General features: G+C 66.4%; 21 protein-coding genes. 10 read left to right on the plus strand and 11 right to left on the minus strand.

Annotated elements, in window-relative coordinates; translation table 11 throughout:
* Position 1: 1 nt before the first annotated feature.
* The 3 genes from L1965_RS02285 to L1965_RS02295 all read right to left on the minus strand — a co-directional run bounded on the left by L1965_RS02285 (position 2) and on the right by L1965_RS02295 (position 3,821).
* A complete protein-coding gene (locus L1965_RS02285; RefSeq protein WP_338421460.1) occupies positions 2 to 874 on the minus strand; it encodes a metalloregulator ArsR/SmtB family transcription factor in 873 nt (290 codons plus the stop codon).
* Positions 875 to 944: 70 nt separating this feature from the next.
* Positions 945 to 2,303: an alanine/glycine:cation symporter family protein gene (locus tag L1965_RS02290; RefSeq protein ID WP_338421462.1), complete on the minus strand. Its 1,359-nt coding sequence runs from the start codon at positions 2,301 to 2,303 to the stop codon at positions 945 to 947.
* Between the two features lie 132 nt (positions 2,304 to 2,435).
* Positions 2,436 to 3,821 carry a cytochrome P450 gene (locus L1965_RS02295; protein WP_235754777.1) on the minus strand — a complete coding sequence of 462 codons (1,386 nt, stop codon included), beginning with the start codon at positions 3,819 to 3,821 and terminating at the stop codon, positions 2,436 to 2,438.
* Positions 3,822 to 3,984: 163 nt separating this feature from the next.
* Between L1965_RS02295 and L1965_RS02300 the strand changes: the two genes are divergently transcribed.
* The gene (locus tag L1965_RS02300) at positions 3,985 to 4,542 is read left to right on the plus strand and encodes a hypothetical protein (RefSeq protein ID WP_235754778.1); all 558 of its coding nucleotides are present in this window, start codon (positions 3,985 to 3,987) and stop codon (positions 4,540 to 4,542) included.
* 383 nt (positions 4,543 to 4,925) lie between these two features.
* Here the strand turns inward: L1965_RS02300 and rplT are convergent, their stop codons facing one another.
* The 4 genes from rplT to pyk all read right to left on the minus strand — a co-directional run bounded on the left by rplT (position 4,926) and on the right by pyk (position 7,341).
* Complete coding sequence (rplT, locus tag L1965_RS02305) at positions 4,926 to 5,285, minus strand: 50S ribosomal protein L20 (RefSeq protein WP_235754779.1); 360 nt, start codon at positions 5,283 to 5,285, stop codon at positions 4,926 to 4,928.
* 15 nt (positions 5,286 to 5,300) lie between these two features.
* Positions 5,301 to 5,501 carry a 50S ribosomal protein L35 gene (gene rpmI, locus L1965_RS02310; protein ID WP_235754780.1) on the minus strand — a complete coding sequence of 67 codons (201 nt, stop codon included), beginning with the start codon at positions 5,499 to 5,501 and terminating at the stop codon, positions 5,301 to 5,303.
* Positions 5,502 to 5,631: 130 nt separating this feature from the next.
* Positions 5,632 to 5,862 carry a hypothetical protein gene (locus L1965_RS02315; protein ID WP_235754781.1) on the minus strand — a complete coding sequence of 77 codons (231 nt, stop codon included), beginning with the start codon at positions 5,860 to 5,862 and terminating at the stop codon, positions 5,632 to 5,634.
* A 33-nt stretch (positions 5,863 to 5,895) separates the two neighbouring features.
* A complete protein-coding gene (pyk, locus tag L1965_RS02320; protein WP_235754782.1) occupies positions 5,896 to 7,341 on the minus strand; it encodes a pyruvate kinase in 1,446 nt (481 codons plus the stop codon).
* Between the two features lie 114 nt (positions 7,342 to 7,455).
* On the opposite strand from pyk, the gene L1965_RS02325 reads away from it, so the two are divergent.
* The 3 genes from L1965_RS02325 to folD all read left to right on the plus strand — a co-directional run bounded on the left by L1965_RS02325 (position 7,456) and on the right by folD (position 9,560).
* Entirely contained in the window at positions 7,456 to 8,196 is a 741-nt protein-coding gene (locus L1965_RS02325; protein WP_235754783.1) for an N-formylglutamate amidohydrolase, read from the plus strand.
* 189 nt (positions 8,197 to 8,385) lie between these two features.
* Positions 8,386 to 8,688: a chorismate mutase gene (locus L1965_RS02330; protein WP_235754784.1), complete on the plus strand. Its 303-nt coding sequence runs from the start codon at positions 8,386 to 8,388 to the stop codon at positions 8,686 to 8,688.
* Positions 8,685 to 9,560 (plus strand): bifunctional methylenetetrahydrofolate dehydrogenase/methenyltetrahydrofolate cyclohydrolase FolD, encoded by an 876-nt coding sequence (folD, locus tag L1965_RS02335; protein ID WP_235754785.1) that lies wholly within the window; start codon positions 8,685 to 8,687, stop codon positions 9,558 to 9,560. Before L1965_RS02330 ends, folD begins: the two co-directional genes overlap by 4 nt.
* A 264-nt stretch (positions 9,561 to 9,824) precedes the next feature.
* Here folD and ruvB read toward each other — a convergent pair whose 3' ends face one another.
* The 4 genes from ruvB to ruvC are packed head-to-tail and all read right to left on the minus strand — an operon-like array spanning position 9,825 to position 12,906.
* A complete protein-coding gene (gene ruvB, locus L1965_RS02340; RefSeq protein WP_235754786.1) occupies positions 9,825 to 10,856 on the minus strand; it encodes a Holliday junction branch migration DNA helicase RuvB in 1,032 nt (343 codons plus the stop codon).
* Positions 10,853 to 11,686, minus strand: a complete 834-nt coding sequence (locus L1965_RS02345) for a M48 family metalloprotease (RefSeq protein ID WP_235754993.1) — start codon at positions 11,684 to 11,686, stop codon at positions 10,853 to 10,855. Before L1965_RS02345 ends, ruvB begins: the two co-directional genes overlap by 4 nt.
* 3 nt (positions 11,687 to 11,689) lie before the next feature.
* Positions 11,690 to 12,391 (minus strand): Holliday junction branch migration protein RuvA, encoded by a 702-nt coding sequence (gene ruvA / locus L1965_RS02350; protein WP_235754787.1) that lies wholly within the window; start codon positions 12,389 to 12,391, stop codon positions 11,690 to 11,692.
* Positions 12,388 to 12,906 carry a crossover junction endodeoxyribonuclease RuvC gene (ruvC, locus tag L1965_RS02355; RefSeq protein WP_235754788.1) on the minus strand — a complete coding sequence of 173 codons (519 nt, stop codon included), beginning with the start codon at positions 12,904 to 12,906 and terminating at the stop codon, positions 12,388 to 12,390. Before ruvC ends, ruvA begins: the two co-directional genes overlap by 4 nt.
* A gap of 146 nt (positions 12,907 to 13,052) precedes the next feature.
* On the opposite strand from ruvC, the gene L1965_RS02360 reads away from it, so the two are divergent.
* Genes L1965_RS02360 through L1965_RS02385 form a run of 6 tightly spaced genes read left to right on the plus strand, consistent with a single transcriptional unit; the run spans position 13,053 to position 19,078 of the window.
* The gene (locus L1965_RS02360) at positions 13,053 to 15,899 is read left to right on the plus strand and encodes a monovalent cation/H+ antiporter subunit A (protein ID WP_235754789.1); all 2,847 of its coding nucleotides are present in this window, start codon (positions 13,053 to 13,055) and stop codon (positions 15,897 to 15,899) included.
* Positions 15,899 to 16,300, plus strand: a complete 402-nt coding sequence (locus L1965_RS02365) for a Na+/H+ antiporter subunit C (RefSeq protein ID WP_235754790.1) — start codon at positions 15,899 to 15,901, stop codon at positions 16,298 to 16,300. The genes L1965_RS02360 and L1965_RS02365 overlap by 1 nt, the downstream gene beginning before the upstream one ends.
* Positions 16,297 to 17,895 (plus strand): monovalent cation/H+ antiporter subunit D, encoded by a 1,599-nt coding sequence (locus tag L1965_RS02370; RefSeq protein ID WP_235754791.1) that lies wholly within the window; start codon positions 16,297 to 16,299, stop codon positions 17,893 to 17,895. The genes L1965_RS02365 and L1965_RS02370 overlap by 4 nt, the downstream gene beginning before the upstream one ends.
* Positions 17,892 to 18,383 (plus strand): Na+/H+ antiporter subunit E, encoded by a 492-nt coding sequence (locus L1965_RS02375; RefSeq protein ID WP_235754792.1) that lies wholly within the window; start codon positions 17,892 to 17,894, stop codon positions 18,381 to 18,383. Before L1965_RS02370 ends, L1965_RS02375 begins: the two co-directional genes overlap by 4 nt.
* Positions 18,380 to 18,649: a K+/H+ antiporter subunit F gene (locus L1965_RS02380; RefSeq protein ID WP_235754793.1), complete on the plus strand. Its 270-nt coding sequence runs from the start codon at positions 18,380 to 18,382 to the stop codon at positions 18,647 to 18,649. Before L1965_RS02375 ends, L1965_RS02380 begins: the two co-directional genes overlap by 4 nt.
* Before the next feature lie 6 nt (positions 18,650 to 18,655).
* Positions 18,656 to 19,078 (plus strand): Na+/H+ antiporter subunit G, encoded by a 423-nt coding sequence (locus tag L1965_RS02385; RefSeq protein WP_235754794.1) that lies wholly within the window; start codon positions 18,656 to 18,658, stop codon positions 19,076 to 19,078.
* Positions 19,079 to 19,096: the final 18 nt, after the last annotated feature.

A 19,096-nucleotide genomic window follows, 5' to 3' on the forward strand; every position in this document is an offset into this window, starting at 1 on the left:
GTCAGCCTCGTGCGTCCGAAAGAGGGGTTTCATCCCGGCCGATCCTGTCGACCCGGGCCTGCAGCGAATTGCGTCCCAGCGATTCCAGCGGCAGGCTGGTGAAGGCCGAAAGCCGGGTCGCCAGCATCTTGTGGGTCGCGGCAAAAGCGGCGGCCTGTTGGGCATCGTTGCCAGAGACGGCGGCCGGATCGGGCACGCCCCAATGGGCGGTCACCGGATAGCCCGGCCAGACGGGACAGACCTCGCCGGCGGCGCTGTCGCAGACGGTAAAGACGAAATCCATGCGCGGCGCGTCCGGGCCGGCGAATTCATCCCAGCTTTTCGAGCGGATGCCCGACAGATCGTAGCCCAGCCGATCCAGCAGTTGCAGGGTCCGCGGGTTGGGCTGGCCCGCGGGATGGGAACCGGCCGAAAACGCGCGAAAGCGGCCCGAGGGGTCGGCATTCAGGATCGCCTCGGCGATCAGCGAGCGGGCAGAGTTGGCGGTGCACAGAAACAGCACGTTGAAGGGTTCGTCGCGCATCTTGGACTCCGTTGACAGATCGGGAACCGGGGCTGAGATAAGGGTATTGATGGCCGGGCGGCAGAGAGCCGGATTGCCGCCACAGCAATCGCTGAGCAGGTAATCGACCAGATGCCGCATGGTCGTCAGGTCGGCGAAATAGCGGATCGACCGGCCCTCGCGGCGCCGCAGCACCAGCCCGGCCTTGGCCAGCAGCGACAGGTTGGAGGACAGCGTGTTCTCGCGCGCGTTCAGCGCCTGGGCGATCTCTCCGGCGGCCATGCCGTTGGCACCTGCATGGACCAGCAGGCGAAAGACCGAAAGCCGCATCGGCTGACCGAGTGCGGCAAAGCAGTCGAGGGCGGCGTTCATTTCCATCTTTCCAGAATAATCGAAATGAAGCGCCGTGAAAAGGGGGCGTGATGCCCCCTTTCCAGGATGGTTATTTCCAGATCTCGCCATTGACGCCGGGCGCGATCTCGGGATGGTCCGCGATGTGGAAGCGCGGTTCCTGGCCCGCCTTGCGCTGGCGGACATAGTCGCGCGTCACATGCGCGATCGTACCGGACAGCAGCACGATCGCGATCAGGTTGATCGTCGCCATGAGGCCCATGCTGGCATCCGCGAAGTTGAACACCGTGCTGACCGCCTGCATCGCGCCCCAGATCACCATCGCCAGCGCCGCCACGCGCAGGACCATGATCCCGGTCGTGCCACCGCCCAGGAACACCACCGCGTTTTCGGCATAGGTGTAGTTGCCGATGATCGAGGTGAAGGCGAAGAAGAAGATCGCGATGGCCACGAAGATGCCGCCGAAGCCGCCGAAATGGTCGGTCAGCGCGGCCTGCGTCAGGTTCACCCCGGTCAGTTCTGCAGACGGGATGACGTCGGCCAGCAGGATCATCACCGCCGTCGCCGTGCAGATCAGCAGCGTGTCGATGAACACGCCAAGCGCCTGCACGAAGCCCTGCGAACTGGGGTGATGCGGGTCGGGCGTGGCGACGGCCGCGATGTTGGGGGCCGAGCCCATCCCCGCCTCGTTCGAGAACAGGCCGCGCTTGATGCCGTTCAGCGCCGCCGCCATGATCCCGCCGGCAACGCCGCCCACCGCCTCTTGCAGCCCGAAAGCCGATTTGACGATGCCGGCCAGGATGCCGGGCACCTCGCCGATATTCATCGCCAGCACGATGATCGCAGCCAGGAGATACAGCCCCGCCATTGCCGGCACGACCTTTTCGGCCACCCGCGCGATCTGCGGGATTCCGCCGAAGATGATGATCCCGGCAAGCCCCGCCAGCACCACGCCGACGATGGCCTTGTCGATCCCGAAGGACCGTTCGACCGCCTCGGCGATCGAGTTGGCCTGCACGGCGTTGAAGATCAGCCCGAAGGACGCGATCAGCGCCAGCGAGAACAGTGCCGCCAGCCATGGCTGCTTGAGCCCGCGGGCGATATAGAAGGCCGGGCCGCCGCGATACATGCCGCCGGGACCGTGGATCTTGTAAAGCTGCGCCAGCGTCGATTCGGCGTAGGCCGTGGCCATGCCGACCAGCGCGACCATCCACATCCAGAAGATCGCCCCCGGTCCGCCCAGTGTCAGCGCGACCGCTACGCCAGCGATGTTGCCGGTGCCGACACGGCTGGCGAGACTGATGGTCAGCGCCTGGAACGGGGTGATGCCGTCACGGTCGGTCTCGCCCGAGCCGACGACGCAGCGCCACATCTCGGCGAAGTGCCGGAACTGGATGAAGCCCAGCCGGATCGTGAAATAGAGGCCGACGGCCAGCAGGCCGTAGATCAGAACATAACCTCAGAAGATGGTGTTGAGAAAATCGATGATCGCGTTCATGCGAAAGCCTCCTGATTGCGCAGTGAGGCCAAGACTGTAACGAATTCGTGAGTATCGCAAGCCGCGACGCGTGTCGCTGCGCGATCAGCGGGGCGAGACACGCAGGCGCACGCCGCCATGCGGGCGCAGGGTCAGGATCAGGCGGGGTTCGGGCGCGACGCCGGGCAGCGCCTCGAAGCGGAACCGCGCCAGCAGCGTGGCCAGGATGATGGCCGCTTCCTGCAAGGCGAAGCTTGCGCCGATGCAGATCCGCGGACCGGCGCCGAAGGGCAGGAAGGCATAGCGGTCGGGGGCGGTCTGGAACCGGTCGGGATCGAAGGCGTCTGGCCGGTCCCACAGCAGGTGATGGCGGTGCAGCGCGTAGACCGGCAGCATCACCGTGTCGCCCGGCCGGACCTCGCGCCCGCAAAGCCGGTCGGGCATGCGGGCGGTGCGCGACAGGAACGCCGCCGGCGGATACAGCCGCAGCGTCTCGTTCACCACCTGCAGCGTATAGGGCAGCGCGCCCATGTCGTCGGCGGTCGCGGCCCGGTCACCGATCGCGGCCCGCGCCTCGGCGGCGGCCCGGTCCTGGACGGACGGGTCGAAGGCGCACAGATACAGCGCCCAGGCCAGCGTCAGCGCCGTCGTCTCGTGGCCCGCGACGATGAAGGTCAGCAGGTTGTCGCGCAGCTCGGTGCGGGTCATGCTGCGGCCGGTCTCGGGGTCCTTGGCGTCCAGCAGCAGATCGAGAAGGTCGGGCGCGCCCGCATGCCCCGCGGCGGCGCGCGACGCGATGGCCTCGTCCGCGATGCGCAGCATGCGCTTCAACTCTCCGCCCGAGAACAGCCGCCCCGGACGCGGCAGCCAGGCGGGCAGGCCCATCACGTCCAGAAGCGAGACCTTGGCCGTCTGCGCGATATAGCCGTTGATGGCATTATGGACCGCCGCGCGGTCGAACGCCGCGTCACCGGACAGCGTCACGTCCGAGATCACCTCGAATGTCGCCGCCACGGTTTCCTCGAACATGTCCACCGGTTCCTGCGCGGCGGCCAGGCGGCGGCTTGACGCCTCGGCCGCGGCGGTCATCACCGGCCCCAGCGCGGTGACGTGGCGATGGGCGAAGGCGGGCGCCAGCGCGCGCCGCTGCCAGCGCCACTGCGCGCCCTCGGCGATGAACAGGCTGTCGCCTATGGCGGGTTCCAGGATCAGCTTGGTCGTGACGGATTTCGGATAGTCCTCGACCCGGTCCTTGAGGATGTGGCGCAGGCTTTCGGGATCCATGACCATGTGCCAGCGGATGCCCGTGCGTCCCGACACGATCGGCTGGCGCAGGGCCAGTTCGGGAATGATGCTGAGAAGGTTGCGCCGCGCCGCCAGCACCGTGCCGATGATGCCCATCGGCTTGCGCGCCAGTTCCACCTTGACCGGCTCGTCCCGGTCAGGGGACGCCGCGGTCGGTCGGGAGGCGGAGGTCGAAAGCTCGCTCATCGGTCGAGAATAGGCCGCAACGGGCCCGGCGACAATGAGCCCGGCCTGCGACACGTCAGCCGGCTGTCGCTCGACCGAGAGGACGAATCGGTGTATGATGAAAGCCTGTGGCGCCATGCGGCCCCAGCCTCCTGGCGCGTTGCGCGACAAGCAGGAGGTGGCCATGGCCAGCCGACACCCCGACCCCGAAATCATGTGGAACGACGCCAACGATTACCAGGCGGCGGTGATCGCGGATCACAAGATCAGCGAATTCGTCAGGCTGGACCTGCCCGGTCTGCTTGCCCCCGCGACCGGCGCGATGCCGTGCCCCGTTCCCTTGCCCCCGCCCTGGCGTCTGGACAGGCTGAAGGAGGTCCGAAGCTTTTCGGACCTTCTGAAGGAGATCGCAAATCTCAAGGCCAAGATCGAGGCCGCCCTGAAGGTGATGCAGCCGCCCGGCCAGAACCTGCCGAACATGCCCATCATCCCGCCGCGCCCGCCGACGCCGGGCACCACCGCGCTGCGGCAGATACTGGAGGTTCTGACCGCGGCCGGGCGGATGGCCGAGGATGGCGAGCCCGAACAGGCCCGCGACAGCCTCAAGGAAGCCAAGGGGATGATGCATGACGAGGAAGTGAAGGCCGAGTTCAGGCGGATCCGGGATATCCGGCTGTGGTATGACATCCTGGAGGAACTGCGCGACGCGATCGGATACCTCGACAGCGTGTCGAAACCCTGACGGCGGGCCCCGGTCGGACGGCGAGAAGGTGACGGCTTTCGACAGCATGCGGCCCATGTGGCCAGCGACAGCCTCAGCGGGAACAGGGTCGTTCCCCCTGTCGAACGCGCCTGGAATCCGAATGGCGAGATTGAACTGTCGCGGCCCCTCACGCTGTCCGGGGGACGTTTGACGATCGGCGGCGCGCCGGGGACCGCGCCGGTGACGGGCGAACAGGTGATCTATCGGATGGCGTTCGTCAGGGCGTGATCGACGTCGTCACGGGGCGCAACGGGCCGGATTGCACCCCAGCGCAGTCGGTCAGTGCGACCCCGGCCCCGCCGAAAGGCAAAAAACGGCCCGTCCGGAAGGGCGGGCCGTCGAAATCTGCCGAAAGTGTTCGCTCAGGCCGCGGCTTTCGCCTTTTCGACGATCGCGCCGAACGCATCGGGCTCGTTCACGGCCAGATCGGCCAGAACCTTGCGATCCACCTCGATGCCGGCTTTCGACAGCAGGTTGATGAAGCGCGAATAGGTCATCTCGCCATCGACCAGCCGGACGGCGGCGTTGATCCGCTGGATCCACAGCGCGCGGAAATTGCGCTTGCGGTTCTTGCGGTCGCGCGTGGCGTACTGGTTCGCCTTGTCGACGGCCTGCGTGGCGGTGCGGAAGTTGCGCGAACGGTTGCCATAGTAACCTTTCGCCGCCTTCAGGATCTTCTTGTGGCGGGCGTGGGTAACCTTGCCGGATTTAACTCTTGCCATGTCTCGGTCCTCGAATCAGCGGTTATAGGGCATGTATTTCTTGACGATCTTGGCATCCGCATCCGACAGGATGGTGGTGCCGCGCGCGTCGCGAATGAACTTGGTCGAACGCTTGATCATGCCGTGGCGCTTGCCGGCCTGACCTGCCTTGACCTTGCCCGTGGCCGTCGTCGAGAACCGCTTCTTGGCGGCCGCTTTGGTCTTCATCTTCGGCATTTTCATCTCCTTCGTCAGAGTGAACGCGCAACTCGGCAATGCCATGTCGGCCGGCCGCGCGGATCGGAAGCGCGCCGTATAAGGGCGCGCGCGGGATTTGACAAGTGGCTGCGGCCCCGAGGGGCGCGGATCAGGGCGCGGTGCCCTGCGCCTCGGCAGAGACGCGGTCCCAGGCGGCAAGGACATCCTGCGGCGTGAACGGGCCGGGCTGCAGATAGGCCGCCGCAAAGATCGCGACGATGCCCAGCACCAGCAGGATGACCCCCGCGCGCGGCGGTCTTGTCTGAACAAGCTGGGCAACGGCGACCAGCACCGAGATCAGGCACAGCGCCACACCGGCAAGCAGCAGATAATCGGACATGAAGACACCCGTTCTTGTTATTGTCTGGCGGGTTTATTCCGGATCGGTCGCGTAAATCAACCGCTCGTCACAGGGCGCGATGCGCAGGATGTTGGTGGTGCCCGGCACGTTGAACGGCACGCCAGCCATGACAACAACCTGGCGCGTTTCGTCGGCAAAGCCGAAATCGCGCGCCGCGCGGGTCGCGTTGACGACGGCTTCCTTGAAGCGGCTCAACCGTGGGGTCTTCACGCAATGCGTGCCCCAGGTCAGGCACATGCGGCGCAGGACGGTATCCACCGGGCTCATCGCAAGGATCGGGACGCGCGGTCGTTCGCGCGCGACCAGACTGACGGTCGTGCCGGATTGCGAGAACGCGCAGATCGCGGCGATGTCGGTGGTTTCCGCGATCTCGCGCGCGGCGGTCACGATGGCGTCGGCGATGCTGTGCAGCTTGGCGGCGCGCGCGGCCTCGATGATGGCACGATAATTCGGATCGGCCTCGACCGATCGGGCGACGTTGTCCATCGTGGTCACCGCCTCGATGGGATACTGGCCGGCAGCGCTTTCGGCCGACAGCATCACCGCATCGGCGCCCTCGTAGATGGCATTGGCCACGTCGCTGACCTCGGCGCGGGTCGGCATCGGGCTTTCGATCATCGATTCCAGCATCTGGGTGGCGACGATCACCGGCTTGGCGGCGGCCCGGCACAAACGCACCAGCCTTTTCTGGATCGGCGGCACCGAATGGACCGGCAATTCGACCCCCAGATCGCCGCGCGCAACCATGATCCCGTCGGACGCCCTGAGGATCTCGTCGAAGGCGCGGACGGCCGAGGGTTTCTCGATCTTGGACAGCACCGCGGCACGACCCTGCGCCAGCCGCTTGGCCTCTTCGACATCCTCGGCGCGCTGCACGAAGGACAAGGCCAGCCAGTCCACGCCCAGCTCGCATGCAAATTCGAGGTCCGCGCGATCCTTGTCGGACAAGGCGGCCAGCGGCAGCACCACGTCGGGCACGTTCACGCCCTTGCGGTCGCTGATCGTGCCGCCCACCGTCACCGTGCATTCGGCAAAATCGGGACCGCAATCCCTGACCGTCAGACGGATCTTGCCATCATTGACCAGAAGTTCGCTGCCCTTCTCGAGCGCCGCGAAGATCTCGGGATGCGGCAACTGCACGCGGCGGCTATCGCCCGGCGCGTCGTCCAGATCGAAACGGAAGCTGTCGCCCTCTTCCATGTCATGGGCGCCGGCCGTGAACGGACCCACGCGCAGCTTGGGGCCCTGCAGATCGGCAAGGATCGCGATCGGCCTTCCGGTCTCGGCCTCGATCTCGCGGATCGTCGCGTGCCGGGCGCGGTGGTCGTCGTGACTGCCATGGCTCATGTTCAGACGAAACACATCCGCACCGGCGTCAAACAGCGCCCGGATCATCTTCTTGCTGCTGGATGCCGGTCCCAACGTGGCCACGATCTTCACATTGCGATGTCGTCTCATCGTCCCGCCCTTCCTGACTTTAGCGCTACCAATGGCACAATCGCCGCTCAGCGGCAACTGGCGTCTGTCGCTTTAGTGGCATAGACAGCCGGCGATATGAAGGATCACGACTCGATGACAGAGCGGGCGTTCTGGACGGATGGCGAAGACCGGCCCTCGCGCTGGCTGATCACCTGCGATCATGCCACGAATCGCGTGCCCGACTGGGTGAACGGCGGGGATCTGGGCATCGCCCAGGCCGACATGGGGCGCCATATCGCCTTCGACGTGGGGGCCGCGGGGCTGGCGGCGCGGCTGGCCGCCCTGCTGGACGCCCCCGCGATCTTTTCGGATTTCTCGCGCCTGGTGATAGACCCGAATCGCGGCGAGGATGATCCGACGCTGCTGATGCGGCTTTATGACGGCACGGTGATCCCGGCGAACAAGCAGGCGGGAGCGGCCGAGCGCGAGCGCCGCCTCGAGCGGCTGCACCGGCCCTATCACGCCGCACTTCAGGCTCTGGCGGCCCGCCATCCGGCGCGCTGCATCTGCGCGATCCACAGCTTTACGCCGCAATTGCGGGGCCGGCCGCCACGCCCATGGCAAATCGGCATCCTGTATTCGCATCGTGATTCGCGGCTTGGTCCCGCGATGGTGCAGGCCTGCCGCGACGAGGGCTGGATCACCGGCGAGAACCAGCCCTATAGCGGTCATCTGGATGGCGATTCCGTCGATCGCCATGCGCTGTCCCATGGCCGGCCGAACATGCTGATCGAACTTCGCAACGACCTGATCCGCAGTCAGGCAGGCCAGGCCGAATGGGCCGCGCGCCTGGCCCCGGTCATCACGCGCGTGCTGGCGACCACCGGTCTCTAGTTTCGCAAGGCGTTCCGCAAGGCGCGCATGGCGACGCGGCGGCACGATCCAGGCGGGGCAAGCCGCATGCCCGGGCCTGGACGCAGGCAGGTGGCGCAGATTTGCAGGCCGGAGGTCCCCGCCGACGCGGATGACAGCTGACCCATGCCTCTTGTGCCCCGGCCCCTGCCGGTGCATTCCCTCGGGACCATGAGCGAGATCGACGATATTGCCGACATGAATGCCTTGCGCGCCCGGATCGACGCGCTGGACGCCGAGCTGATCGCCCTGTTTGCGCGGCGCAGCGCGCTGATCGACCGCGCTGCGCGCATCAAGGCCGCCGAGGGCTTGCCCGCGCGGATCGACTGGAGAGTGGACGAAGTCGTCGCAAATGCGCGCCGCAATGCCGCTGCCGCCGGGCTGGACGGCGCGCTTTTCGAGGCAATCTGGCGCCAGCTGGTCGATGCCGCGATCGCTCAGGAAAACAGACATCTGAAGGGAGATCGCCCATGACTGCCACATTGATTGACGGCAAGGCCTTCGCCGCGCGCCTGCGCGAGCGGCTTGCGAAGGAAGTCGCCGCGATGAAGGCCCGCGACATCACGCCGGGGCTGGCGGTGGTGCTGGTGGGCGAGGACCCGGCCAGCCAGGTCTATGTCCGCTCGAAAGGCAAACAGACGCGCGAGATCGGCATGAACTCGTTCGAACACAGGCTGCCCGCGGACACACCCGAGACCGCTCTGCTGGAGCTGGTCGCCAGCCTGAACGCCGATCCGGCGGTCAACGGTATCCTGGTGCAGCTGCCGCTGCCTGCGCACATGGACGAGGCCGCCGTGATCAACGCGATCGACCCGGACAAGGATGTGGACGGGTTTCACATCCTGAATGTCGGCAGGCTGGCCACCGGTCAGAAGGCGATGGTGCCCTGCACGCCGCTGGGGTGCCTGATGCTGCTGCGTGACCAGCTTGGCAGCCTGTCGGGCAAGCGCGCCGTGGTGATCGGCCGGTCCAATATCGTCGGCAAGCCGATGGCGCAGCTTCTGCTGCGCGACAGCGCCACGGTCACGATCGCGCATTCGCGCACGACGGACCTGCCCGACCTGTGCCGTCAGGCCGATATCGTGATCGCGGCCGTCGGCCGGGCCCATTTCGTGAAAGGCGACTGGCTAAAGCCGGGCGCCACCGTCATCGATGTCGGGATCAACCGCACCGAGGATGGGCTTGTCGGGGATGTCGATTTCGCCGCCGCATCGCAGGTCGCGGGGGCGATCACGCCGGTGCCCGGGGGCGTTGGACCGATGACCATTGCCTGCCTTCTGGCCAACACCCTGACCGCGACCGCGCGCAGCAATGGGCTGCCCGACCCCGAGGGCCTGACGCCCTGAGGCACCCGCCGGGGGTTTCCCGCAACCGAACCCAGGCTGGATAGGTGAAGACCAAGGCCGGCCGATCAGCACTTTCTTCAGGCTTCACCTCGATCGAGGACCCTGCGGTGCAGGCGGGGACGCCGCTGAGCGCGACCGAGGCAGGCGCCTCATCCCGTGGCGGGATGGGGCGTTATCCGGTGCCTGCTCTGGTCCCGAAATATCCGGGGGGATCGCCCCAGGCAACGCGGGCAGCGCCCCCTTTTTCCGGCCGGCTGCCACCGATCAGCTCTCGAAAAGCCTGGCCTGGCCCGGCGTGACCGGCGCGGCCAGACCCAGATGCCGCCAGGCCCGCGCGGCGAGTTGCCGCCCGCGTGGCGTCCGGGCGATCAGGCCCTGCTGGAGCAGATAGGGTTCGATCACCTCCTCGATCGCATCGCGGCTTTCGGACAACGCGGCCGAAAGCGTTTCGACGCCAACCGGCCCGCCGCCGTAATGCTGCGCCATCAGCGTCAGGTATCGCAGGTCGGCCCCGTCGAGGCCCAGATCGTCCACGCCCAGCCGGACCAGCGCGGAATCCGCAATGCCGCGGGTCAGACGGCCATCGCCCTCGACCAGCGCAAAATCGATGACGCGGCGAAGAAGCCGCCCCGCGATCCTTGGGGTTCCGCGCGCCCGGCGGGCGATTTCGCGCGTGCCATCGGGATCGGCGTCGATTCCCAGCAGGCGCGCGCCCCGCTGGACGATCAGGTCAAGCTCGTCGATCTCGTAGAACTGCAGCCGGGTCGGGATGCCGAAGCGGTCGCGCAGTGGCGTGGTCAGCAAGCCCAGGCGCGTGGTCGCGCCGACCAGCGTGAAGGGCTGCAACTCGATCCGGACGGTCCGGGCGGCCGGACCCTCGCCGATGACCAGGTCCAGCTCGAAATCCTCCATAGCCGGATAGAGAACCTCCTCGACGGCCGGATTCATGCGGTGGATCTCGTCGATGAACAGCACGTCGCGCGCCTCGAGATTGGTCAGGATCGCCGCCAGGTCGCCCGCCCGGGCCAGAACCGGTCCCGAGGTCATCCGGAAGTTCACGCCCAGTTCGCGGGCCATGATCTGGGCGAGCGTGGTCTTGCCTAGGCCTGGTGGCCCGAAGAACAGCGTGTGGTCCATCGCCTTGCCGCGCATCCTGGCGCTGTCGATGAAGACGCGCAGATTTGCGCGCGCCTCGGCCTGACCCACGAAATCGGTCAGGGCCTGGGGGCGCAGGGCGCGATCCTCGAACTCTCCGTCCAGCGGTTCGGGCCGCAGCATCGGGTCGGACTGGGTCATCGGCCGGCCATCGCCTGCAACCGCGCGATGCGCTGCTCGGTCGGTGGGTGGGTGGCGAACATGCGATCCATCCGCAATCCGTGCAACGGGTTGATGACGAACAGCGCCGCCGAGGCCGGGTTGCGTTCGGCCGGCATGTTCAGGCTGCGGCCCGCCATCTGCGCGATGCGCCCCAGGGCAGAGGCCAGCGCCAGCGGCTGGCCGCAGATCCGGGCGCCCTCGCGATCGGCCTCGAACTCGCGCGCGCGCGAGATCGCCATCTGGACCATCATCGCCGCGATGGGCGCAAGGATCATCGCCAGGATGGCGCCCAGACCGCCGCCCCGATCGCTGCGCCCGCCCGTGAACAGCAGCATGTTGCCCATCATCGCGATCGCCCCGGCCATGGTCGCGGTCAGCGTCATGGTCAGCGTGTCGCGGTTGCGGATATGCGCCAGCTCATGGGCGATGACGCCCGCCAGTTCGTCGCGGTCCAGGCCGCGCAGCAATCCCCGGGTGACCGCCACGGCGGAATTCTGCGGATTGCGGCCGGTCGCAAAGGCATTGGGCTGCTCGGTCGGCAGCAGATAGACCTTGGGCATGGGCAAATCGGCGCGGCTGGCCAGTTCGGCGACCAGCGCATGAAGATCCCCGCCCTGCTGCGGGCCCAGCTCGACCGCGCCGTGCTGGCGCAGCACCATCTTGTCGCTGTTCCACCATGCATAGAGGTTGCCGCCCCCCGCGAGGATCAGCGCCAGCAGCGCCCCGCCCCGCCCGCCCAGCATCCAGCCAAGCGCCATGACCAGCGCGGTCATGGAAGCCATCAGAAGAAAGGTACGCGCGTTTCCCATCATCTACCCCTTGGGTGCCAGCGACCTCAGCGCCGCGCGGATCAACGCCGCAGTGTCCGCATCCGGCTCCTGCGCCTGCACACCAAACACGGCGGCTGCGGCCTCGGACTGGGCATAGCCCAGATTGGTCAGCGCCGACAGCGCATCGCCGGCCGATCGTGCCGAAGGCGCAGGTCCCGAGGACGCGCGCGCCGAGGCGGACGCCTCGGCGGCGGCCGGGCCGTGCTCGATGCCCGGCCCGGCCGCATCGCCGCCACCCAGGGCACCGGCATCCACGGTCAGATCCCCACCCAGCGCCATGATGCCCGGCGCCTTGTCCTTCAGTTCCAGAACCACGCGCTGCGCGAGTTTCGGCCCCACCCCCTGCGCCTTGCGAACCGAAGCCCAGTCGCCAAGCGTGATCGCCCGCGACAGGCCTTCCGCACCCAATGTGCCCAGGATCGCCAGCGACACCTTCGCCCCGACCCCCTGAACGCTGGTCAGAAGCCTGTGCCATTCCTTCTCCAGCATCGTCGGGAACCCGAACAGCTGCAACAGATCCTCGCGCACCAGCAGGTCGGTATACAGCGCCACCGCCTGGCCCGCCGGAGGCAGGCCGGCCGCCGTGCGTTCGCTGACATGCACGATATAACCCACGCCGCGCACGTCGATCAGCACCTGGTCGCGGGCGCGATGCAGGATGATCCCGGCAATCCGCCCGATCATGCCACGCCCCGGCGCGACGCCACGGCGCGGATGGCGCGACCTTGCAGATGATGGGCGTGGCAGATCGCGATCGCCAGCGCGTCGGCCGCGTCGGGACCGGCGAAGAGGACGCCGGGCAGCTGGACGCGCACCATGTGCTGCACCTGTTCCTTGCCCGCATGGCCAACGCCCACCACGGTCTTCTTGACCGCGTTGGGCGCATATTCCCCGACGGTCAGCCCCGCCTCGGCCGGCGCGAGCAGCGCGATCCCGCGCGCCTGCCCCAGTTTCAGCGTCCCGAAGGCGTCCTTGTTCACGAAGGTCTGCTCGACCGCCGCCGCGTCCGGTCGATGCTCGACGATCACGGCGCAGAGGCCGCGGAACAGCAGCGACAGACGTGCGCCCAGATCCTCGCCGCTGCCATCGGCCGGCGATCGGATCACGCCGTTCGCCACATGCCGCAGCCGCGGACCGTCCACCGCAATCACCCCCCAGCCCATATTCCTCAAGCCGGGATCGATCCCCAGAACCCGCATCGCTGCCCCTTCTCTTTTTCCAAAGGGTTAGCACGAAAGCAGAACATCGACTAGGGGAAACGCAATCACGCCCGGCATCGGCTTGACTCCCCCCCCGCGATTGGAAACACAAAGGGAAAAACAAAGAACAACAGGAACGAGGACCCATGTCGCCAGCCCTCATCGCCCTGCTGCCCTTTCTCGGGGCGCTGCTGCCCGGTCTGCTGATCCGTTCCGGCCGTACCGTCGCCGCCACGGCATGCGGCACGACGACATTCGTGGCGTTGCTGGGGCTGCTGCTGCACATCCCCGCCATCATGCGCGGCGAGGTCATCACCGCGCGTTTCGAATGGCTGCCGCTGATCCAGCTGAATGCGAATTTCCGCATCGATGGATTGGCCCTGCTGTTCGGAATCCTGATCCTCGGCATCGGGCTTCTGATCATCACCTATGCCCGTTTCTACCTGTCGCGACAGGATTCGATCGGCAAGTTCTACACCTATCTGATGCTGTTCCAGGGCGCGATGATCGGCATCGTGCTGTCCGACAACATCCTGCTTCTGCTGATCTTCTGGGAACTGACCTCGCTGTCGTCGTTCCTGTTGATCGGTTACTGGCGGCACTTGCCGGCGGGCCGTCAGGGTGCCCGGATGGCGCTGGCCGTCACCGGCATGGGCGGGCTTGCGATGATTGCGGGCATGCTGATCCTGGGCCAGATCGCTGGCAGCTACGACATCAGCGACATCCTGAACGCCAGGGAGGCGATCCAGTCCAGCCCCCATTACACGACGGCGCTGATCCTGATCCTGATCGGCGCCTTCACCAAGTCGGCGCAGTTTCCCTTCCATTTCTGGCTGCCGCACGCGATGGCCGCACCCACTCCGGTCAGCGCCTATCTGCACAGCGCCACGATGGTGAAGGCCGGCCTGTTCCTGATGGCGCGGCTGTGGCCGGTGCTGTCGGGAACGCCGGAATGGTTCTGGATCGTGGCGACCACCGGCCTCGTCACCATGCTGCTGGGCGCGCTGATCGCAACCTTCAAGGACGATCTCAAGGCGCTGCTGGCCTTCTCGACCGTCAGCCATCTGGGGCTGATCACCATGCTGCTGGGCTTTGGCACCCACGAGGCAGCCATCGCCGCGGTCTTCCACATCATCAACCACGCGACCTTCAAGGCCGCGCTGTTCATGACCGCCGGGATCATCGACCACGGGACGCATACAAGGTCGATCGCGCGTCTTGGCGGGCTGCGCAAGCTGATGCCGGTCACCTTCCTGATCGGCACCGTGGCGGCGCTGTCGATGGCCGGCATTCCGCCTCTGAACGGCTTCCTGTCCAAGGAGATGATGCTCTACGAGGTCGATCATCTGGACATGGCACGGCAGGGATTCATGGTCGTGGCAACCATAGCGGCGCTGTTCTCGGTCTGCTATTCGCTGCGCTTCATCGTGCATGTCTTCCTTGGGCCGCAGCGCGACGACTATCCCCATCATCCGCATGATCCGGGCTTCGGGTTGTGGGCCGGCCCGGCCCTGCTGGTGGTGCTGGTCATCCTGATCGGGTTGTTTCCGAACACCATGGCCGGCTGGCTGGTCGATGCTTCGGCAAGCGCCGTGACCGGGCAGGTGACCGAGTCGGACATCTATCTGTGGCACGGCGTCAACAACGCACTGATCATGTCGATCCTCGCGATCGCCGGCGGCGCGGTGCTGCTGTCCATGCACAGGCCGGTGCTGGCCCTGTGGGATCGCACGCCGCGCCCGGATGCCAAGACCATCTTTGACTGGCTGGTGCTGCGGGTGGTGTTCATGGGGCGCGCGCTGACCGACGCGCTGACCAACGGCTCGATGCCGCGCGCGCTGGCGGCGTTCACGCTGGCCTCGCTGTTCGCGGGCGGGATCGCCTGGTATACCGGGTCCGCGGGACCGGTCACGCGGCCGATGCTGCCGATCGAGCCAATTGCGTTCATCGGCTGGCTGATGGCGATCGCGGCGACCGGGTGCATGGTGTTCTTCCACCGCATCCGCGTGCTGGCGCTGGTGCTGGTCGGCATCGTCGGTCTGGTCGTGTCGATCTTCTTCGCGTATTTCTCGGCCCCCGACCTGGCGCTGACGCAAATCTCGGTCGAGGTGGTGACGGTCATCCTGCTGCTGCTGGCACTGAACTTCCTGCCAAAGCGGACGCTGACCGAAACCTCCTCGCTGCATCGGGGCTGGGACGCCTTCATCGCCACGCTGGCAGGGCTTGGCTTTGGCGGGCTGACCTATGCGGTCCTGCGCCGCGACTTCGCCTTCCCGACGATCTCGGACTATCACCTCGCCAACAGCTACAAGCTGGGCGGGGGCGACAACGTGGTGAACGTGATCCTGGTGGATTTCCGCGGCTACGACACATTCGGCGAGATCACCGTGCTGGGCATCGCCGCGCTGGCCATCTTCGCGCTGACCCAGACCCTGCTTCAGGGTCGCTCGTCCAAGCGGCTGCTGAACTGGGTCCACGACCATCGCCGCGCGGGCGACCGCCATCCGCTGATGCTGGTGATCGCGACGCGGGTCATCCTGCCGATCTCGCTGGTGGTGGGTATCTACATCTTCCTGCGCGGCCACAACCTGCCCGGCGGCGGCTTCATCGCGGGCCTGGTGGTCGCGGTCGCGCTGCTGATGCAATACATGGCATCGGGCTATGCCTGGGCGCAGGACCGGCAGGGGCTGCCCTATCACGCGCTGATCGGCGCTGGCGTGGTGGCAGCCGGCGTGACCGGGATCGGTGCCTGGTTCAACGGCAAGCCGTTCCTCACCTCGGCCTATGGCTATTTCAAGCTGCCGTTCCTCGAGGAGTTCGAGCTGGCGACGGCGATGGGCTTTGACCTCGGTGTGTTCCTGTGTGTTGTCGGCGCGGTCATGCTTGCCCTGAATTCGCTGTCCCGGATCGCGCGCAAGGCGGGCGTGACGGTGAACACGAGGCCGATGGATATCGACCTCAGCGACGAAGACCAGCCGAAGGAGGCGAACTGATGGAAATCCTTGTCGCGTCGGCGATCGGCGCGATCACGGCGGCGGGCGTCTATCTGATCCTGCGGCTGCGGACCTTCGCCGTGGTCCTTGGCATGACCATGCTGACCTATGCGATCAACGCCTTCCTTTTCACCTCCGGACGTCTGGTCGTGGACCTGCCGCCCATCCTGTTGTCCCATGATGTGGACAGCAACCACGTCTATACCGACCCGTTGCCGCAGGCGCTGGTGCTGACCGCGATCGTGATCTCGTTCGGGATGACGGCGGTCGTGGTGATGATGGCGCTTGGCGCCTTTATCGAGGGCGGGGACGACCACATCAACATGCCCGACGAAGATCGCCTGATGCCGCCGCTGAAGACCATCGACGACGCCAAGCAGATCGAGGACGAGACCGCATGAACCACTGGCTGATCGCTCCGGTCCTTCTTCCCGCGTTGCTGGGTCCGCTGATGATCCTGTGGATGCGGCACGACCTGCTGCAACAGCGCGTCTTCGGCGTCATCGGCAGCCTGCTGACGCTTGCGGTGGCGCTGAAGCTGCACGTCATGGCGGCGGGTGGCGAGGTCATCGTCTATCGCCTCGGCAACTGGCCGGCGCCCTTCGGGATCGTCCTGATGCTGGATCGCCTGGCGGCGCTGATGCTGGTCCTGACGGCGGTGCTGGCGCTGGTCGTCCAGCTTTACGGCATCGGCTCTGGCTGGGATCGCAAGGGCTGGCATTTCCATTCGCTGTGGCTGTTCCAGCTGATGGGGCTGAACGGCGCGTTCCTGACCGGCGACGCCTTCAACCTGTTCGTGTTCTTCGAGGTTCTGCTGATTGCCAGCTACGGGCTGATGATCCATGGCGGCGGTCCGATGCGGCTGCGCGCGGGCGTGCAGTATATCAGCTACAACCTGGCCGGATCGGCGCTGTTCCTGGCCGCGCTGGGGACGCTCTATGCCGTCACGGGCACGCTGAACATGGCCGACATGGCCGAGCGCGTCGCCCAGATGCCGGCCGAGGATTCCGCCCTGCTGCGGACCGGGGCGGTGCTGCTGCTGCTGGTCTTCGCGATCAAGGCCGCCATCGTGCCGCTGCATTTCTGGCTGCCCTCGACCTATGCCAACGCGCCCGGCCCCGTCGCGGCATTGTTCGCGATCATGTCGAAAGTCGGCGTCTACGCGATCATCCGCTTCTTCACCCTGGTCTTTCCCGCGGATTCCGTCATCGAGACCATCGCCACCGACCTGATCCTGCCCGCCGCGCTGATCACCCTGGCGCTGGGGCAGATCGGTGTCCTGGGCACCCGCAGCCTGACACGGCTTGCCGCCTTCGCCGCGATCGCCTCGATCGGCACGCTGATGATCGCGGTGGCCCGCTTCGACGCGCAGGGGCTGACGGCGGGTCTTTACTACATGATCCACTCGACGCTGGCGGGCGCGGCGCTGTTCCTGGTCGTGGACATGATCGCGGCCCGCCGCGGCGGCGATTTCTGGCTGCGCCTGCGGCCTGCGATCCGGAACACCGGGCTGATCTCTGCCCTGTTCTTCCTGACCGGCATCGCGGTGGTCGGGCTTCCGCCGCTGTCGGGCTTCCTGGGCAAGCTGATGATCCTCGACGCCACCGCCGACGACCCGTGGCAGACCTGGATCTGGGGCACGATTCTGGTCACCTCGCTGATCGCGCTGGTGGGGTTCGCGCGCGCGGGTTCGATCCTGTTCTGGAAGACCCACGAGATGGACCCCGAGCCGGGCAACGACACCGACGAGGGCGAAGCGCCCGTCCGTGGCGCGATCCCGCCCAAGCTGGAGACCGACGAGCCGATCCAGGACGTGGACGATTCGGCCGCGCCATGGCTGTCCTTCGTGTCGACGGGCATGCTGCTTGCCGGCGCGGTGGCGCTGACGCTGTTCGCGGGACCGCTGACCCGCTATCTTCAGGCTACCGCCGACCAGCTTGCCAATCCCCAGCTCTATTATGAATCGGTGCTGCGCCAGCAGGAGGGTTCGAAATGATCCGCCGCCTGTTTCCCCACCCCTATCTGTCGGCGGTTCTGGTGCTTGTCTGGATGCTGCTGGTCAACCGGTTCGCGTGGGGTTCGCTGGTCTTCGCGGTGCTGCTGAGCATCGCGATCCCGGCCCTGACCGCGCCGTACTGGCCGGACCGGGCGCGGTTGCGCAACCCGGTCAAGATCGCCGCCTACATGCTGCTGGTGCTGATGGACATCGTCATCGCCAATGTGCAGGTGGCGATGATCGTGCTGTTCAAGCCGAACCGCAAGTTGCAGCCGGCCTGGATCACCATACCGCTTGACCTGCACTCGCCCGAGGCGATCACGGTGCTGGCTGGCACGATCACGCTGACGCCGGGAACCGTCAGCTCGGACCTGTCGCAGGATGGCCACGCGCTGCTGGTGCATTGCCTGCATGCGCCCGACCCCGAATCCGTCATCCTCGACATCAAGAACCGCTACGAGGCCCGGCTGAAGGAGATCTTCGAATGATCCAGTACGCGCTTTATTTCGCTTTCGGCGCCTTCGGCATGGGGCAGTTGTTCTGCCTCTACAGGGTGGTCTTCGCGCCCGGCGTCGGTGATCGGATCCTGGCGCTGGACACGCTGGCCATCAACATGATCGCGCTGATCGCGCTGTTCGGCATCCTGCACAACACGACGATGTATTTCGAGATCATGATGCTGTTCGCGATGGTCGGCTTTGTCTCGACCGTGGCCTATGCCAAGTTTCTGCTGCGCGGCGACGTGATCGAGTAAGGAGAGATGACCGTGGAACTTCTTGGGGAAATCATCGTGGCGGCGATGTTGGTCATATCCGGCATCTTCGGATTCGTCGGCTCGTACGGACTGGTCAAGCTGCCCGACCAGATGACACGTCTGCACGCGCCGACCAAGGCGGCCACGCTGGGGGTCGGCGGCGTGCTGCTGGCCTCGCTTGCCTGGTTCTTCTTCTTCGGGGACCATCCCAGCTGGCACGAACTGATGATCACGCTGTTCCTGTTCCTGACCGCGCCGATCACCGGCCTGATGATCGCCAAGACCAACATGCACCTGACATGGAACCCCGAAGAACTGCCCGATCCGGGCGAGGACCGCAACTGGGCCACGTTCGGCGATTCAGCCGATAGCAGCCTGATGGATGCCGATCCCGAAATCGGACAGGACGAACGCGAGCATCGCGAATAGGCGCGGGCTCCAGCCGCG

Source organism: Paracoccus salsus (genome assembly GCF_021556615.1).
In the GTDB taxonomy this organism is placed as follows: Bacteria; Pseudomonadota; Alphaproteobacteria; order Rhodobacterales; family Rhodobacteraceae; genus Paracoccus; species Paracoccus salsus.

Coding starts and splice junctions, on each gene's coding strand:
- L1965_RS02285 (WP_338421460.1), bottom strand. CDS start 874: ATGAACGCCGCCCTCGACTGCTTTGCCGCACTCGGTCAGCCGATGCGG.
- L1965_RS02295 (WP_235754777.1), bottom strand. CDS start 3,821: ATGAGCGAGCTTTCGACCTCCGCCTCCCGACCGACCGCGGCGTCCCCT.
- L1965_RS02300 (WP_235754778.1), top strand. CDS start 3,985: ATGGCCAGCCGACACCCCGACCCCGAAATCATGTGGAACGACGCCAAC.
- rplT (WP_235754779.1), bottom strand. CDS start 5,285: ATGGCAAGAGTTAAATCCGGCAAGGTTACCCACGCCCGCCACAAGAAG.
- rpmI (WP_235754780.1), bottom strand. CDS start 5,501: ATGCCGAAGATGAAGACCAAAGCGGCCGCCAAGAAGCGGTTCTCGACG.
- L1965_RS02315 (WP_235754781.1), bottom strand. CDS start 5,862: ATGTCCGATTATCTGCTGCTTGCCGGTGTGGCGCTGTGCCTGATCTCG.
- pyk (WP_235754782.1), bottom strand. CDS start 7,341: ATGAGACGACATCGCAATGTGAAGATCGTGGCCACGTTGGGACCGGCA.
- L1965_RS02325 (WP_235754783.1), top strand. CDS start 7,456: ATGACAGAGCGGGCGTTCTGGACGGATGGCGAAGACCGGCCCTCGCGC.
- L1965_RS02330 (WP_235754784.1), top strand. CDS start 8,386: ATGAGCGAGATCGACGATATTGCCGACATGAATGCCTTGCGCGCCCGG.
- folD (WP_235754785.1), top strand. CDS start 8,685: ATGACTGCCACATTGATTGACGGCAAGGCCTTCGCCGCGCGCCTGCGC.
- ruvB (WP_235754786.1), bottom strand. CDS start 10,856: ATGACCCAGTCCGACCCGATGCTGCGGCCCGAACCGCTGGACGGAGAG.
- L1965_RS02345 (WP_235754993.1), bottom strand. CDS start 11,686: ATGGGAAACGCGCGTACCTTTCTTCTGATGGCTTCCATGACCGCGCTG.
- ruvA (WP_235754787.1), bottom strand. CDS start 12,391: ATGATCGGGCGGATTGCCGGGATCATCCTGCATCGCGCCCGCGACCAG.
- ruvC (WP_235754788.1), bottom strand. CDS start 12,906: ATGCGGGTTCTGGGGATCGATCCCGGCTTGAGGAATATGGGCTGGGGG.
- L1965_RS02360 (WP_235754789.1), top strand. CDS start 13,053: ATGTCGCCAGCCCTCATCGCCCTGCTGCCCTTTCTCGGGGCGCTGCTG.
- L1965_RS02365 (WP_235754790.1), top strand. CDS start 15,899: ATGGAAATCCTTGTCGCGTCGGCGATCGGCGCGATCACGGCGGCGGGC.
- L1965_RS02370 (WP_235754791.1), top strand. CDS start 16,297: ATGAACCACTGGCTGATCGCTCCGGTCCTTCTTCCCGCGTTGCTGGGT.
- L1965_RS02375 (WP_235754792.1), top strand. CDS start 17,892: ATGATCCGCCGCCTGTTTCCCCACCCCTATCTGTCGGCGGTTCTGGTG.
- L1965_RS02380 (WP_235754793.1), top strand. CDS start 18,380: ATGATCCAGTACGCGCTTTATTTCGCTTTCGGCGCCTTCGGCATGGGG.
- L1965_RS02385 (WP_235754794.1), top strand. CDS start 18,656: ATGACCGTGGAACTTCTTGGGGAAATCATCGTGGCGGCGATGTTGGTC.